This is a genomic window from Actinoplanes sp. CA-015351, from assembly GCF_050955685.1.
GTDB lineage: Bacteria > Actinomycetota > Actinomycetes > Mycobacteriales > Micromonosporaceae > Actinoplanes.
On record NZ_CP192102.1, the window covers coordinates 3,274,675 to 3,289,286 of the forward strand.

Genomic DNA, 14,612 nt, shown 5'->3' on the forward strand with positions numbered 1-14,612 from the left:
GTTCGGCGCTGGTCGCGGGCCGTAACCACGAGTCACGAATCAACGGGCAGCACCTCTACCGGGGTGACCAGCCGGCGGCCCGGGCCGGCCTCCCGAAGGTCGCCGGTGAGTTCCACCGAGCCCTCGCACGGCAGGTCCCCGGCCGAGACACCGACGAGAACGCGCAGCTCACCGGGCTCCACGATGCGCCGCATACGTCGTCCGGTGAACGCGGCCCGGTCGGTGTGCACGGCGAACACCACGTCGGCGGCCGCACCCGGGGCGAGTTCGACGCGCTGGAACCCGACAAGCTGTTTCACCGGACGGGTGACCTCGGCGACCGGATCGGCCAGATAGAGCTGCACCACCTCGGCGCCGGCCCGCTCGCCGGTGTTGGTGACCCGCACGGTGACGGTGAACTCCGCGTCGGCCGGCACCCGGTCCGCGCTGATCCGCAGCTCGTCCACGGTGAACGTGGTGTACGAGCGGCCGTGGCCGAACGCGTACAGCGGGGTGGGGTCGAGGTTGCTGGGGCCGAGGTGCTCCGCGCCGAGTCTGGGCTGCAGGTAGGTGCCGGGCTGACCGCCCGGGTGCCGGGGGATCTGCACCGGGAGCTTGCCGCTGGGCTGGACCCGGCCGGAGAGCACGCCGGCGATCGCGGCGCCGCCCTCCTCGCCCGGCATGAACGCCTGCACCAGCCCGGCGGCACGGCCGGCGACGTCACCGAGCGCGTACGGGCGGCCGGAGACCACCACCACGACCACCGGTTTGCCGGTCGCCAGCAGGGCGTCGACGAGGTCGGCCTGCACGCCGGGAAGCCGCAGGTCCTCGGCGTCGCAGCCCTCGCCGGAGGTGCCCTTGCCGAACAGGCCGGCCAGGTCACCGACGAACACCACTGTCACGTCGGCGGTCTGCGCGGCACCGACGGCTTCGGCGAAACCGGATCGGTCCTCGCCACTGACCGCGCAGCCGGCCGCGTACACGATCTCGCTCGTGTCGAACTCGACCTTGAGCGCCTCCCAGGCGCTGGGCAACGCGATGCCGGCGTCCACGCCCGGATAGCGCGGCAGGACGTGGTTCGGAAAGGCATAACAGCCCAGGAAGGTCCGCGCGTCGTCCGCGCACGGCCCGACCACGGCGATCCGGGCGGGCTGTCCGGTTTCCGAAGAGCGCAGGGGCAGCGCGGTGCCCGGGTCGAGCAGCACGATCGAGCGTTCCGCCATCTCGCGGGCGAGTGTGCGGTTGGCGGGGGAGTCGAGGTCCAGATCCGTCGCGCCGGTCACCGAGGCCTCCGGTGTCCAACCCGGATCGAGCAGGCCGAGGGCCGCTTTCTGGGTGAGCAGCCGGCGGGCGGCGCGGTCGACGAACTCCTCGGAGATCTCGCCGGAGCGGACCCGGGCGACCAGCTCGTCGCCGTACCCGATGGTGTCCGGAAGCTCGACGTCGATGCCGGAGATCAGGGCGCGGACGCCGGCGTCGCCGTTGTCCGCGGCGACGCCGTGCATGCTGGCCAGGAACGGCACCGCCCAGTAGTCGGAGACGACAGTGCCGGTGAAGCCCCACTCGTCGCGGAGCAGGTCGGTGAGCAGCCACTCGTCGGCGCCGGCCGGGACGCCGTCGACGTCGGAGTACGAGTTCATCACCGAGCCGGCCCCGGCGCCGCCACTGGCGACCGGGGCGATCGCGGTCTCGAACGGCGGCAGGATCACGTCGAGCAGCTCGCGCCGGCCCATCGGCACCGGGCCGTGATTACGGGCGCCGCGGGCGGCGGAGTACCCGGCGAAGTGCTTGAGGGTGGCGATCACGCCGGCGCTCTGCAGCCCGCGCACGTAGGCGGCGCCGACCTGCGACACCAGGTACGGGTCCTCGCCGATCGCCTCCTCGACCCGGCCCCACCGGTAGTCGCGGACCACGTCGAGCACCGGGGACAGGCCCTGGTGCACGCCGAGCGCGGCCATGTCGCGCCCGATCGCCGCGGCCATCCGCTCGATCAGATCCGGGTCGAACGTGGCGCCCCACGCGGTCGCCGACGGATAGACCGAGGCGCCGTACGCGGTGAACCCGGTCAGGCACTCCTCGTGGACGATGGCCGGGATGCCCAGGCGCGAGGAGCCCATCACGATCCGCTGCTGGCGGACCAGCTCGGCGGCGCCCTCGGCGACGGTGAGCGGATAGCTGCCGTAGACCCGGGTGAGGTGGCCGAGCCCGTGCCGGCTGGCGTCCTCCAGGGCGGCGCCGGCGGCGAACTCGTCCTCCATCGGCGCGACGTTGTGGCTCTCCTCGGGTTCCGGACCGGCCGCGCCGGTGGCGCCCTTGTCCTTGCCGAGCCAGCGGCTGCCGAGTTGCGCGACCTTTTCTTCCAGGCTCATGACGGTCAGCAACGCCTCGACACGGTCGGCCACCGGCAGGCCAGGGTCCTGCCAGGGTTGAGTCGGCTGATCTGTTGTCAAGGAAAACCTCCGAAACTTTCGGTGTCCGCCAATCAGCGGCGAACTGCTCTTGCCGCGGCCTTCCGGCGCGAGCCCATGTTGCCTACTCTCGCGCTGTGAGCACTGTTACGGCAAGGGTCTTGACACTTGTGTCGACGAAACCCTACGTTAACGAAACCTCGCGTTAAATTGCGGCGGGCGTTCGAAACTTTCGAAACTTAACCGGTTCGGGAAACCGGTAGTTCCGGAACCGGATGCCGGCCATTTGCCATATCGCCAGCCGTGCCCCGACGCGGCTTCTTCGAATACGGAGACCAGCGTGAAGCGCAGGAATTTCTTGACCCTCTCCGCCGGAGCCGCCGCGGGCGCAGCCCTCGCCGCATGTGGCAGCTCTGGTCCCTCCGAAAGCACCGGAACCGGTTCCGGCGCCGAGGCCGGTTACTGGTTCCTCAGTGGCCCGCCCGGTGAGCCCATCCGTCAGGGCGCGGTCGACCGGTTCAACAAGGCGAACACCGGTGGTCAGATCAAGGTCACCACGTTCCAGAACGACGCGTACAAGGACAAGCTCAAGACCGCGCTCGGCGCGGGCCAGGCGCCCAGCATCATCTGGGGCTGGGGTGGCGGTGGCCTCAAGAGCTACGTCGACAACGACCAGGTCGACGACCTGACCGACTGGTTCGGTCAGAACGCCGCGGTCAAGGACCGGCTCTTCCCGGCCTCGTTCGGCCCGGCCACGATCAACGGCAAGATCTACGCGATGCCGTGCGAGACGGTGCAGCCGATCGTCCTCTTCTACAACAAAGAGGTCTTCGAGAAGAACAAGCTCACGCCCCCGGAGACCTGGGGCCAGGTGATGGAGCTGGTGCCGAAGCTCAACGCGGCGGGCGTCGCGCCGTTCTCGCTCGGCGGCCAGTCGCGCTGGACCAACATGATGTGGCTGGAGTTCCTCTTCGACCGGATCGGCGGCCCGGAGGTCTTCCAGTCGGTCTTCGACGGCGAGGCCAACGCCTGGAACAACCCGGCCTCCCTCAAGGGCCTCACCGAGATCCAGAACCTGATCAAGGCGAACGGCTTCGTCAAGGGCTTCTCCTCGATCACCGCCGACTCGAACGCCGACCAGGCGCTGCTCTACCGGGGCAAGGCGGCCATGATGCTGCACGGCTCCTGGTCCTACGGCATCATCTCGGCCGAGGGCGGCAGCTTCATCAAGGACGGCAAGCTCGGGTACCTGAACTTCCCGACCGTCGAGGGCGGCACCGGCGACCCGTCGAACACCGTCGGCAACGCCGGCCAGTTCCTCTCGATCTACTCGAAGGCCAGCGACGCGCAGAAGGACACCGCGAAGAAGTTCTTCACCAGCCTGCTCGACGACACCGAGCAGCAGGGCTGGATCGAGACCGGCGGTGTGCCGATCGTCAAGGGCGCGGACGCCAAGCTCGCCGCCTCGCCGGACAAGGACTTCCTGAACTTCATCTACCAGGTGTCCAGCAACGCGAAGTACTTCGGCCAGTCCTGGGACCAGGCGCTGAGCCCGACCGCCGCCGAGAAGCTGCTGGACAACATCGCCAAGCTGTTCCAGCTCCAGATCGGGCCCCAGCAGTTCGCCGACAGCATGAACCAGGTCATCGGCAAATGACGATTGCTCCGCCAGTTCTGCAAACCGCTCCGCCTGCCGCGAACAGCGGCGGGCGGAGCGGTTCCGTCACCTGGATGGCCTGGCCGGCGCTCGTCGCGTTCCTCGCGTTCGGCGTCGTGCCCCTCATCGGCGTGCTGCTCCTGAGTTTCACCTCGTGGAACAGGCTCAGCACGGACATCCCGTTCACCGGCCTGGACAGCTGGCGCTCGGTGCTCAGCGACCCGCAGCTGCCGCACGCGCTCTGGGTCACCTTCCTGATCATGGCGTTGTCCTGGCTGTTCCAGACACCGATCTCGCTGCTGCTCGGCGTCTTCATCGCCGCGCAGAAGCGGTACCGCTCGGTGCTCGCGGTGCTGTTCTTCGTCCCGCTGCTGCTCAGCCAGGCGGCCATCTCGATCACGTTCAAGGCGCTGCTTGACCCGAACTTCGGTCTCGGCGCCGGCCTCGGCTTCGAGTTCCTCCAGCAGGACTGGCTCGGCAACAGCACCCTGGCCATGGGCGTGGTGGTGTTCGTGGTGTCCTGGCAGTTCATCCCGTTCCACACGCTGATCTACCAGGGCGGCATCCGGCAGATCCCGGCCTCGATGTACGAAGCCGCCCAGATCGACGGCGCCGGCCGGGTCCGGCAGTTCTTCAGCATCACGCTGCCGCAGCTCAAGTACACGATCATCACGTCGTCGACGCTGATGGTGGTCGGCTCGCTGACGTTCTTCGACCTGATCTGGGTGCTCACCGCCGGCGGTCCCGGCGACGCGACCCGGGCCCTGGCCGTCGACATGTACCAGCGCGGCTTCAAAGCCGACCTGATGGGCCCGGCCAGCGCGATCGCGGTGATCCTGGTGCTCGTCGGACTGGCGCTCGCCCTGGGTCTGCGCCGCCTCGGTGGCCGTGACGCCACCGAGAGCCAGTTGGAAGGTGTCTGAGATGTCCACGATGCTCGACAACCGCGCGCAGTCGGCGGTCGTCCCGCGGCCGGCTGCCCGCCGCCGCCGTCCACGGCTGCTGCAGTACAACTGGCTCGGCGGCCTGGCCGGCTGGCTCTGGCTCCTCGTGGTGCTTTTGCCGATCTACTGGATCGTCATCACCAGCTTCAAGGTGCAGGAGGACTACTACGCCACCAACCCGCTCGCCCCGCCGTCGAACCCGACGCTGGAGAACTACCGGTTCGTGCTGGAGAACGACTTCGTCAGCTACTTCGTCAACAGCGTCATCGTCACCGTCGGCGCGGTCGGTCCTGCGGTGCTGGTGTCGTTCATGGCGGCGTACGCGATCGTCCGCGGCAGTGCCGCGAGCCGGTTCCTGCGCGGGGTCAACGGGCTGTTCCTGATGGGTCTGGCCATCCCGCTCCAGGCGGTGATCATCCCGATCTACCTGCTCATCATCAAGCTCCAGATGTACGACACGCTCGGCGCGATCATCCTGCCGTCGCTGGCGTTCGCCATCCCGCTGTCCGTGCTGGTGCTGTCGAACTTCGTCCGCGACGTGCCGAAGGAACTCTTCGAGTCGATGCGGATGGACGGCGCCACCGAGTGGGGCACCCTGTGGCGGCTCGCGTTCCCGCTGACCCGCCCGGCCATCGTGACCGTGCTGATCTACCAGGGGCTGACGGTGTGGAACGGCTTCATCCTGCCGCTGATCCTCACCCAGAGCCCCGAGCAGCGCACCCTGCCGCTCGCGCTCTGGAGCTTCCAGGGTCAGTACAGCGTCAACATCCCGGCCGTGCTCGCCTCGGTCGTGCTGACCACACTGCCGATCCTGACGCTGTACGTCATCGGCCGCCGGCAGCTGCTCAGCGGTCTAACGGCCGGGTTCGGCAAGTGAGCTCGTACTCTCGCGCACCATCAGCTTGGTGACCAGCTCGACCCGGGGAGTCTCGATGGTCTCGCCGCGCGACAACCGCAGGACGGTACGCGCGGCGAGCGCCCCCATCTCGGCGAGCGGCTGGCGGACCGTGGTGAGCGGGGGAGAGGCCCACCGCGACTCGGGCAGGTCGTCGAACCCGACCACGCTGAGCTGATCGGGCACCCGCAGCCCGCGCCGCCGCGCTGCCTCGCAGACACCGAGCGCCATCAGGTCGCTGGACGCGAAGATCGCGGTCGGCGGGTTCGCCACGCTGAGCAGCTTGTTCGCCGCCGCGAACCCGGACTCGTGCCGGAAGTCACCGGTCTCGATCAGCTCGTCACCGGCCTGCAGCCCGGCCGCTTCCAGCGCCGCGCGGTAACCGTCGAGCCGGGCCCGGCTGCACAGCAGATCCTTCGGACCGGCGACGAAACCGATCCGCCGGTGCCCCAGCGACAGCAGATGGTCGGTGGCGGTCCGGCCGCCCGACCAGTTGGTCGCGCCGATCGTCGGCACGTCCGCGGCCGCGCCACCGGCCGGATCGATGATCACCACGGGAACCTTGAGCCGGTGCAGCTCGGCGTGGATCGGCTCGGCGACGTCCGAGGTCACGAAGATGACACCGTCGGACGCGCGGGCCCGCAGGTTCTGCAGCCACTGCCGCGCCACGGTGGTCCGGTGGTGCACCTGGGACACGACAGTGCCCACCCCGGCCGCGTGGCTGACATCCTCGACGCCGCGGATCAGTTCCAGCGCCCACGGGCTGTCCAGATCGTTGAAGACCAGGTCGACCAGCCGGGCCCGGCCCGAATGCCGAGAGTTGCGAGGCCGGTAGTCGTGCTCCCGGAGAAGCCGCTCGATCAGCTCCCGGGTCTGCGGCGACACGTCGGAGCGCCCGTTGAGCACTCGGGACACCGTGGGCACCGAGACACCCGCCGCTTCCGCGATGGCCGCGATGGTCACACGTTGCCTGGCCACGGCCATGGGAGCGCTCCTTACGGCCGGGCGAGCCCGCTGCAACTTCCGGTCCCGGCATCGAAATCATGCCACGCCGCGTTCCCGCACTCCACAGGCCCTGGCGGCACTCCACCGCGATCCGCTCCCGGCGGCTCACAGAGTCGCTACGGTCAGGGAGTGGACGACACGACGGACCGCTACCTGTTCATCGGCGAGCAGATGGGCTGGCGGCAGCTGCCTGGTGAGGACTGGACCGCCTATTACCCGCTGGTCGGCCCGGAGCTCATCCATGTCCATCGCGTCGGCACCCTGACCGCGCTGACTGTCAGCGTCGACGGGAAACACCCGCCGGATGTGCTGGCTGACGTGCCCTGGGCCGCGGGTGACGACCGGATCGAGCTGGCCGAGCGCGTCGCGGAGTCGCTCCGGCGACGAGAGGCGACCGGCGAGATCCTCGACGAGCCGCTGCGCGAGTTGCTGGAGCAGATCGCGGGGTGGCGGAGGCTGCAGGAACCCGCCGCCGGGTAGTTCACCGGGGCTCAGTCGGCCGTCGCCGCCCGCGGCCGCTGCCCCAGCGCGCGAACCTTTTCCGCCTCCACGTGAACGTCGCTGTCGGTCTTGATCACCAATTCGGCCACGTTGATGCTGTCCAGGACGAGCATCCGCTCCGGGCGCTTGAGCCGCGGCCAGTGCCACTGGACCACCTTCAGCGCGTGGAACCGCTCGTTCCGGGACGCCGCATAGGCGATCGCGGACCCAAGTACCCCGGCGTCCAACAGCCGCGGATCACCCATCATCAGCGCGATCAGCAGGACCCGCACCACCGGCGCCGCCCTGGGAAACAACTGCCGGACCTCGACCGGATCGAACTCGTGCCGGCAAGCGAACCCGGCGGCCCGCCGGACCAGGGAGTCCTGCACCTGCACCCGCGCGGCCCGGCACTCGTCGCCGTCGAGTTCCTCGCGGATGACGGTGTACGACTCGACGAGCCGCGCCAGCTCGGTGTGATCGAGAAGTGCGGCGGCCTTCGGGGCGCCCTGCTCGGCGATCTGCTGGGCCAGCTGCAGCTCGAACCGGTTCGGCCCGACCGCGATCGTCTCGAGCCGGTGCAGCACCCACGGGCCGACCAGCAGCAGGGCGCCGACGACGATGAGGATCGTGGGCGGTGAGGCTGCCGGCGCGGGGAAATACACCCGCTCGACCCCGATGATCAGGCAGGCCAGGCCGATGATCCCGAGCAGGACCAAGCCGGCCATCCGCCATCGGTGTCGCGCCGCCACGCACAAATTGTCTTGGACGCGGTGCCGGACGGTGGCCGAACGGCAGAAAACCCCGGCCCGGACGATCTCGGCACCTGCCATAACGGCGATCGACCATCACCTGAACGTGGAATCGACGCCGATCATGAACACCGGCAGGGTGATGCGGTGACCTACCAGCCACCGCAGTTCCCGCCGCCGGGGTTCCATCATCCGCAGCCGCCGGTGAAGAAGCGTGCCCCGTGGAAGCTCATCGGCGGCATCACCGCCGGCGTCCTCGTCCTCTGCTGCGGCGGCGTCACCGCGATCGGCGCGTTCGCCGACGACCCGAAGCAGGCCACGCCCGCCGCGACGGTGACAGCGACCGCGGCCGTGGACGCGGCGGACTCGGCCGAGATCACCGAGCTTGCCGAGACGCCGCTGGCGGCCACCGACCCGACTGCCTCCCTCTCCGCCTCCGCCTCGTCTGCCTCCCTCTCCGTCTCCGCCTCGTCTGCCGGCCGCACCGCGGCCCCCACCAAGGCGCCGTCGTCGAAACCGGCCACGCCCGGCACGTCACCGAAACCGTCGAGCAAGCCGGCCACGAAACCGTCCACCAAGCCGACGACAAAACCTCCGGCCAAGGCGACGTCGAAGCCTCCGGCCAAGGACCCGGAACCGGAACCCACCGTGGAGGAGCCGGATCCCGAGCCGACCACCGAGGAACCGACAGAGGTGTACTACAAGAACTGCGCCGCGGTACGAGCCGCCGGCGCCGCCCCGATCCACCGCGGCGACCCCGGTTACGCCAAGCACCTGGACCGCGACGGCGACGGGGTGGGCTGCGAGTAACCCGCCGCTTCTCAGCTGGTCCGGACGGTGATGTAGGTGATGCCGCGCACCGGGACGTACGTCGTGCCGTAATCGTCGACGAAGCTGACAACGGCGTTCGGGTCGGTCAACTGGGCGACGATGTGCTCGGCGGCGCCGGCATCGACCTGAAAGTCGCGGTACTTGTCAGCTCCGACGAACCTGACGCGGATCGTGGTCATGGGTGTCGTCCCGCCTTCGGTTGGCACGCATCGCATCCCCGGCGTCGACAATGCCGACCCGGGCGGGCGCTTCAGTCAGCGTCTCGTTAGCACTGGTGTCCTGTTTAATGCGCCCAGGGTAGCGCCGACACGGGTCAGCCCGTACCTTCAGTGCGGTCCGCCAAGCCGACGCGGTTTCCCGATACAGACCGCGATCAGCCACGAACGCTTGGATCTTGTGGACTTCCCCGCAGACGGGTCCGCGCAACTCCGCAAGATCGAACAGACCAAGCCGATCTTGCGGAGTTACGCGCAAACGGCTCGCCGAACTCCACAAGATCCGTAAAGCACCTAGTCACCACGTCGGAACGTTGCAGCACAGCGTTCGCCACGTCGAATCCGTGGGGCATCGCGTTCGCCACGTCGGACCACCCGCTGTGGTGGCAAAGCGTCACCTCAACGCTCACCGACCAACCAAGATCGACACGGCACCGACGGCCGGCCCGCGAACTCGTGCACTCGTGGTCGATCGGCCGGCCAAACCGCACAAGATCTCCCAGCGGCACCTCGCACCTCGCACCTCGCTCCGAGAAACCGCACGCCACCATGGCGAAACCAGAGGGGCATCGGCTGGGTGCCCGCCGGCCCTCTCCGGCCGACCGTTACGTTGATTTCATGAGCATGCGTTTTGGGGTTTTCGTACCGCAGGGGTGGCGCAACGATCTTGACGAGATCGCTGACCCGGTTGAGCAGTACGAGGCGATGACCCAGGTCGCGCGGCTGGCCGACGCCGGCCCGTGGGACAGCGTCTGGGTGTACGACCACTTTCACACGTTTCCCGAGCCCAGCATGAACACGACGTTCGAGGCGTGGACCGTCAGTGCCACCCTGGCCCGCGACACCACCCGGGTCAACATCGGGCAGATGGTCGGCTGCAACGGTTACCGGCACCCGGCCCTCTACGCGAAGATGGCGTCCACGGTCGACGTCGCCAGCCAGGGCCGGCTCTACGCCGGGCTCGGCGCCGGGTGGTACGAGCAGGAGTGGAAGGCCTACGGGTACGAATGGGCCGAGGTTCCCGAGCGGATGGCCGCCTTCCGCGAGGCCGTGCAGATCGTGCACAAGATGTGGACCGAGGAGCGGCCGGTCTTCACCGGCAAGCACTACCGCATCGACCAGCCGATCAACGAGCCCAAGGGCGTACGCAAGCCGCATCCGTCGTTCTGGCTCGGTGGCGGCGGCGAGAAGGTGACGCTCAAGCTGGTCGCGCAGTACGCGAACGGCTCCAACCTCGGCAACGGCGACCCGGAGATCATCAAGCAGAAGCTCGCCGTGCTGCGCGAACACTGCGACCGGCTGGACCGCGACTATGACCGGATCACCAAGTCCACCAGCATCAACGTGGGGGCCGGCGACACCACGGCGGATCTGATCGCGAAGGTGGAGCGGATCCGTGAGGCCGGCGCCGGCTACGTCATCGCGTACTTCCCGCGGGTGGCCTACGACCACGAGCAGATGCTGCGCTTCGCCGACGAGGTGATTCCGCAGTTCAGCTGAGGTTGGCGAAGCGCGAAACCGTGCCCGGGTAGGGTTGAACATTCGGGTTCGCTCGGTGTTCTGGTGAGGATGGGTTGATTTTGGGTAGGCGGCGCCGATGCGGATAGGTGTGCTCGACGTCGGATCTCAGGCGGTCAATCTGGTCGTCACCGAGACCGGGGCTCGCCCCGATCGGAAGAAGGCGTTCCCGGCTCGGTCCTGGAAGACCCGGACCTACGTCGCCAGACGCATCGCGTCCGACGGCACGATCGACGGCCGCGGCCGGGACCTCGTCACCTCAGCCGTCGCCTCGGCCATGGACCGGGCCCGGCGCGCCGGCGTCGACGAGATCTTCGCGTACGGCACCGCGGCGATCCGGGACTGCCCCAACCGTGACCAGATCCTCGGCGCGATCGAGGACCGGGCCGGCATCCGGCTGGGCGCGCTGTCCGGCATCGAGGAAGCCGAGCTGACGTTCCTGGCGGCACGCAGCTGGCTGGGCCGTGACGCCGGGCAGATGCTGCTGCTCGACATCGGCGGCGGCACTCTGGAGGTCGCGTCCGGCGAGGGCCAGGTGCCGCTGCGCGCGCTGTCGCTGCCGATGGGCGCCGGCCGGCTGACCCGTGAGTTCCTGGACGACGGTGACCCGCCGTCGAACGCGGCAGTGCGGCGGTTGCACCGGCACGTGCGCGGGCAGTTGCGTGAGGTCGTCCAGCCGTCCGACTGGCCGGTGCCGCGCAGCGTTGTCGCCGCATCGCGGACGTTCTACCAGCTGTCCCGGCTGAACGGGGCCGCGCCGATGCGGCACGGGCAGCATCGGCCGCGTCATGTGCAGCGCAAGGCCCTGCGCAAGTGGATCGAGCGGTTGTCCCGGCTGCCCAGCGCCAAGCGGCGGCACCTGCCCGGCGTGTCCGCGCACCGCGCCCACCAGATCCTGGCCGGCGCGATCGTGGCGTACGAGTTGCTGGAGGCGTTCGGCGAGGACTCCGCGCGGATCTGCCCGTGGGGCCTGCGCGAGGGCATCCTGCTGCGGCGGCTGTCGGAGAAGGCGGTGCTGTCGGAGAAGGCGGTGCTGTCGGAGGAAGCTGTGCTGTCGGAGGAAGCTGTGCTGCCGGGGGAGCGGTGGTCGGGCGCCCGTGCCTTGTGGACACCCAGCCCGTGGTCCGAACGCTGCCTCGAACCGGTGTGACAGGAAGTTTTCCTACTGGTTTTAGAGAGATAATTCTGCCGGATCGTTGACGGAAAAATTGGTGCCCGCCTACGGTTGCCCGCGTGCCGGTAATCGTAGGTGTTCATGCGCTGGTCAGGCGCGCTCACGAAGAGCGTGTACTGGCGATTCTGCGTGAGCACGGAACGCTGAGCCGGGCACAGATCGCCAACCGGGCCGGCCTCTCCCGCACCACCCTCTCCGAGATCACCGGTGACCTGCTGGGGCGCGGCGCGATCGTGGTGGTCACCACCGACGCGCGGCACCGGGCCGGCAGCGGGCGCCCCGCCGAGCTTCTCGCCCTCGACCCGCGGTCCGGTCAGTTCCTCGGCGTCGACCTCGGGCACACCCGGGTACGCGTCGTCGTGGCCGACGCCGCACACGAGATCATCGCCAGCGGGCTGACGCCGTACCCCGCGAAGACGTCGTTGCCGGCCCGGATCCGTGCGGCCCTCGCGCTCGTCGACCGGCTCGGCCGCGAGCAGGGGATCGGGCTCACCGCGCTGCAGGGTGTCGGCGTCGGGGTGACCGGGCCGTACCCGGCCGGGACCGCCCGCGGCGACGTGCTCGCCGCGTTCCGGGAACGGTTCGCGGCGCCGGTCCTTGTCGACAACAACACCCGGTTCGCGGCGCTGGCCGAGGCGGGCACCACCGACGCGCGGGACGTGCTCTACGTACGGCTCGCCGATGGCATCGGCGGTGGCCTGGTCGTTGGCGGCCGGCTCGTGTCCGGGGCCGGCGGGGTGGCCGGGGAGTTCGGCCACGTACGCGCCGACCCGGACGGCGCGGCCTGCCGATGCGGCAAGAACGGCTGCCTGGAGACGGTCGCGGCTGTCGGGCCGGCTCTGGCCGCAGCCGGCGTCCGTACGCTCAGCGAACTCACCGCCCGCCGCGACGAACCGCGGGTGAAGGCCGCCACTGACCGGATCGGATCAGCGGTGGGCCGGGTGATGGCGGCCGCCGCGCTGATCCTGGACCCGGAGCTGATCGTGATCGGCGGCCCGCTGGTCGAGGCGGCTCCCGGCATCGTCGGCCGTGCCGCCGAGGTGATCGCCGCCGAACGGATGATCGGGGCCGGCAGCGGACCCGCGATCCGTGCCGCACGACTGGGCGACGACGACGGCGCACGAGGCGCGATCGCCGCGATCTTCCGGCAGTCACCACTGCTGGCCGGCTACGAGACACCGCAGGAAACCAGCACATGACAAGAGTCCGACGCGTACCCAAGATGGTGTTGAACGTGATCTCGGTGGTGCTGGGGATCGGGTTGTGGTGGGGTTTCTCGGTTGCCGGCTTCGACATTCCGAGCCCGCCCGCTGTCGGGCGCCGGGCCGTCGAGTTGATCGCGGACGGGACGCTGCTCGACGACATCGTCGCCAGCCTCACCCGGGTGTTCACCGGATTCGCGCTCGGTGTCGTCCTCGCGGTGCCGGTCGGGTTCCTGATGGGGTGGTACGCACCCGTCCGGGCCCTGGTCGAGCCGTGGATCCAGTTCTTCCGGACCATCCCGCCGCTCGCGATCATCCCGCTCGCCATCGTGCTGATGGGTATCGAGGAGACCCCGAAGATCTTCGTGATCTTCCTGGCCTCGTTCCTGTCCTGTGTGATCGCGACCCTGCAGGGTGTCGTCAGCGTCGACAAGACGCTGATCAACGCCGCCCGGGTGCTCGGCGCGAACGACCGGATCCTGTTCGCTCGCGTGATCATCCCGGCGTCGTCGCCGTTCATCCTCGTCGGCATGCGGATCGGCCTCGGCAACTCGTGGGCCACCCTTGTCGCCGCTGAGCTGATCGCTGCCCAGCAGGGCCTCGGGTACCGGATGCAGAGCGCGCAGCTCTACTACGACCTGCCCACGATCTTCGTCGGGCTGATCAGCATCGGCGTGCTCGGCCTGCTGATGGACCGGATCCTGCTGATTGCCGAACGCAAGCTGACGAACTGGCAGGAAACCCGATGATCACCCTGACGAACTGGCAGGAAACCCGATGATCACCCTGAGCCACATTCGTAAAGTCTTCACGCTGGGTGACGACACCTTCGAGGCACTCGGTGATGTCTCGATCGAGTTCGGTGACAGCGAGTTCGTCACGATCGTCGGACCGTCCGGCTGCGGCAAAACCACGCTGATGAATATCCTGGCCGGCTTGCAGACGCCGACCAGCGGCTGTGCCCTGGTCGACGGCGCGCCGATCACCGGACCGGGCCCGGACCGCGGCGTGATCTTCCAGCAGTACGCGCTCTTCCCCTGGCTGACGGTCCGGGAGAACGTCGAGTTCGGACTGCGCAACGCGCACGTCCGCAAGCGGGAACGCCGGGAGATCGCCCAGAAGTACATCGAGCTGGTCGGCCTGGAACGGTTCGCCGACGCGCTGCCGAAGACGCTGTCCGGTGGCATGAAACAACGGGTCGCGATCGCCCGCGCCTACGCCGTCGACCCGTCGATCCTGCTGATGGACGAACCGTTCGGCGCTGTCGACGCGCTGACCCGGGTTCGCCTTCAGGAACAACTGCTCGACACCTGGACCCAGGACAGACGCACCGTCGTTTTCATCACCCACGACGTCGACGAAGCCGTCTTCCTCGCCAACCGGGTCGTCGTCATGGCGGCCGGCCCCGGCCGGATCGCCGAGATCATCGACGTCGATCTGCCGTACCCCCGTACCGAAGAGCTGCGGCTCAGCCCCGCGTTCACCGCGCTGCGCCATCGCGTGTGGAGCGCTGTCCACCACCAGCCCACCCCGGAAACGTTCAGGACGTGAT

14 protein-coding genes are annotated in these 14,612 nt (G+C 69.0%); 10 read left to right on the forward strand and 4 right to left on the reverse strand.

The genetic code is table 11. The features are described from left to right. Nucleotides 1-32: 32 nt before the first annotated feature. Nucleotides 33-2,381 (reverse strand): glycoside hydrolase family 3 N-terminal domain-containing protein, encoded by a 2,349-nt coding sequence (locus tag ACQP2E_RS14715; protein WP_433831890.1) that lies wholly within the window; start codon nt 2,379-2,381, stop codon nt 33-35. 346 nt (nt 2,382-2,727) lie between these two features. On the opposite strand from ACQP2E_RS14715, the gene ACQP2E_RS14720 reads away from it, so the two are divergent. The 3 genes from ACQP2E_RS14720 to ACQP2E_RS14730 all read left to right on the forward strand — a co-directional run bounded on the left by ACQP2E_RS14720 (nt 2,728) and on the right by ACQP2E_RS14730 (nt 5,865). Continuing rightward, nucleotides 2,728-4,044, forward strand: coding sequence for an extracellular solute-binding protein (locus tag ACQP2E_RS14720; protein WP_433831892.1), 1,317 nt, complete (start codon nt 2,728-2,730; stop codon nt 4,042-4,044). Nucleotides 4,045-4,118: 74 nt separating this feature from the next. Further along, the gene (locus ACQP2E_RS14725; RefSeq protein ID WP_433831895.1) at nt 4,119-4,967 is read left to right on the forward strand and encodes a carbohydrate ABC transporter permease; all 849 of its coding nucleotides are present in this window, start codon (nt 4,119-4,121) and stop codon (nt 4,965-4,967) included. Nucleotide 4,968: 1 nt separating this feature from the next. Continuing rightward, nucleotides 4,969-5,865, forward strand: coding sequence for a carbohydrate ABC transporter permease (locus tag ACQP2E_RS14730; RefSeq protein ID WP_433831896.1), 897 nt, complete (start codon nt 4,969-4,971; stop codon nt 5,863-5,865). Here ACQP2E_RS14730 and ACQP2E_RS14735 read toward each other — a convergent pair. Continuing rightward, entirely contained in the window at nt 5,842-6,867 is a 1,026-nt protein-coding gene (locus tag ACQP2E_RS14735) for a LacI family DNA-binding transcriptional regulator (RefSeq protein ID WP_433831898.1), read from the reverse strand. The genes ACQP2E_RS14730 and ACQP2E_RS14735 overlap by 24 nt on opposite strands. 150 nt (nt 6,868-7,017) lie before the next feature. On the opposite strand from ACQP2E_RS14735, the gene ACQP2E_RS14740 reads away from it, so the two are divergent. Beyond that, nucleotides 7,018-7,368, forward strand: coding sequence for a hypothetical protein (locus ACQP2E_RS14740; RefSeq protein ID WP_433831900.1), 351 nt, complete (start codon nt 7,018-7,020; stop codon nt 7,366-7,368). 11 nt (nt 7,369-7,379) lie between these two features. Here the strand turns inward: ACQP2E_RS14740 and ACQP2E_RS14745 are convergent, their stop codons facing one another. After that, nucleotides 7,380-8,120: a hypothetical protein gene (locus tag ACQP2E_RS14745; protein WP_433831902.1), complete on the reverse strand. Its 741-nt coding sequence runs from the start codon at nt 8,118-8,120 to the stop codon at nt 7,380-7,382. 147 nt (nt 8,121-8,267) lie between these two features. Between ACQP2E_RS14745 and ACQP2E_RS14750 the strand changes: the two genes are divergently transcribed. Then, complete coding sequence (locus ACQP2E_RS14750; protein WP_433831904.1) at nt 8,268-8,930, forward strand: excalibur calcium-binding domain-containing protein; 663 nt, start codon at nt 8,268-8,270, stop codon at nt 8,928-8,930. 11 nt (nt 8,931-8,941) lie between these two features. On the opposite strand, the gene ACQP2E_RS14755 is transcribed toward ACQP2E_RS14750, so the two are convergent. After that, nucleotides 8,942-9,130 carry a hypothetical protein gene (locus ACQP2E_RS14755; protein ID WP_433831906.1) on the reverse strand — a complete coding sequence of 63 codons (189 nt, stop codon included), beginning with the start codon at nt 9,128-9,130 and terminating at the stop codon, nt 8,942-8,944. A gap of 654 nt (nt 9,131-9,784) precedes the next feature. On the opposite strand from ACQP2E_RS14755, the gene ACQP2E_RS14760 reads away from it, so the two are divergent. The 5 genes from ACQP2E_RS14760 to ACQP2E_RS14780 all read left to right on the forward strand — a co-directional run bounded on the left by ACQP2E_RS14760 (nt 9,785) and on the right by ACQP2E_RS14780 (nt 14,611). Beyond that, entirely contained in the window at nt 9,785-10,666 is an 882-nt protein-coding gene (locus tag ACQP2E_RS14760; RefSeq protein WP_433831908.1) for an LLM class F420-dependent oxidoreductase, read from the forward strand. A 97-nt stretch (nt 10,667-10,763) separates the two neighbouring features. Beyond that, entirely contained in the window at nt 10,764-11,834 is a 1,071-nt protein-coding gene (locus ACQP2E_RS14765; RefSeq protein WP_433831910.1) for a Ppx/GppA family phosphatase, read from the forward strand. A gap of 83 nt (nt 11,835-11,917) precedes the next feature. After that, nucleotides 11,918-13,057, forward strand: a complete 1,140-nt coding sequence (locus ACQP2E_RS14770; protein WP_433831912.1) for an ROK family protein — start codon at nt 11,918-11,920, stop codon at nt 13,055-13,057. After that, nucleotides 13,054-13,809: an ABC transporter permease gene (locus tag ACQP2E_RS14775; protein ID WP_433831914.1), complete on the forward strand. Its 756-nt coding sequence runs from the start codon at nt 13,054-13,056 to the stop codon at nt 13,807-13,809. The genes ACQP2E_RS14770 and ACQP2E_RS14775 overlap by 4 nt, the downstream gene beginning before the upstream one ends. A 28-nt stretch (nt 13,810-13,837) precedes the next feature. After that, nucleotides 13,838-14,611, forward strand: a complete 774-nt coding sequence (locus ACQP2E_RS14780; RefSeq protein ID WP_433831916.1) for an ABC transporter ATP-binding protein — start codon at nt 13,838-13,840, stop codon at nt 14,609-14,611. Nucleotide 14,612 lies beyond the last annotated feature (1 nt).

Coding starts and splice junctions, on each gene's coding strand:
- ACQP2E_RS14725 (WP_433831895.1), top strand. CDS start 4,119: ATGGCCTGGCCGGCGCTCGTCGCGTTCCTCGCGTTCGGCGTCGTGCCC.
- ACQP2E_RS14730 (WP_433831896.1), top strand. CDS start 4,969: ATGTCCACGATGCTCGACAACCGCGCGCAGTCGGCGGTCGTCCCGCGG.
- ACQP2E_RS14735 (WP_433831898.1), bottom strand. CDS start 6,867: ATGGCCGTGGCCAGGCAACGTGTGACCATCGCGGCCATCGCGGAAGCG.
- ACQP2E_RS14755 (WP_433831906.1), bottom strand. CDS start 9,130: ATGACCACGATCCGCGTCAGGTTCGTCGGAGCTGACAAGTACCGCGAC.
- ACQP2E_RS14760 (WP_433831908.1), top strand. CDS start 9,785: ATGAGCATGCGTTTTGGGGTTTTCGTACCGCAGGGGTGGCGCAACGAT.
- ACQP2E_RS14765 (WP_433831910.1), top strand. CDS start 10,764: ATGCGGATAGGTGTGCTCGACGTCGGATCTCAGGCGGTCAATCTGGTC.
- ACQP2E_RS14775 (WP_433831914.1), top strand. CDS start 13,054: ATGACAAGAGTCCGACGCGTACCCAAGATGGTGTTGAACGTGATCTCG.
- ACQP2E_RS14780 (WP_433831916.1), top strand. CDS start 13,838: ATGATCACCCTGAGCCACATTCGTAAAGTCTTCACGCTGGGTGACGAC.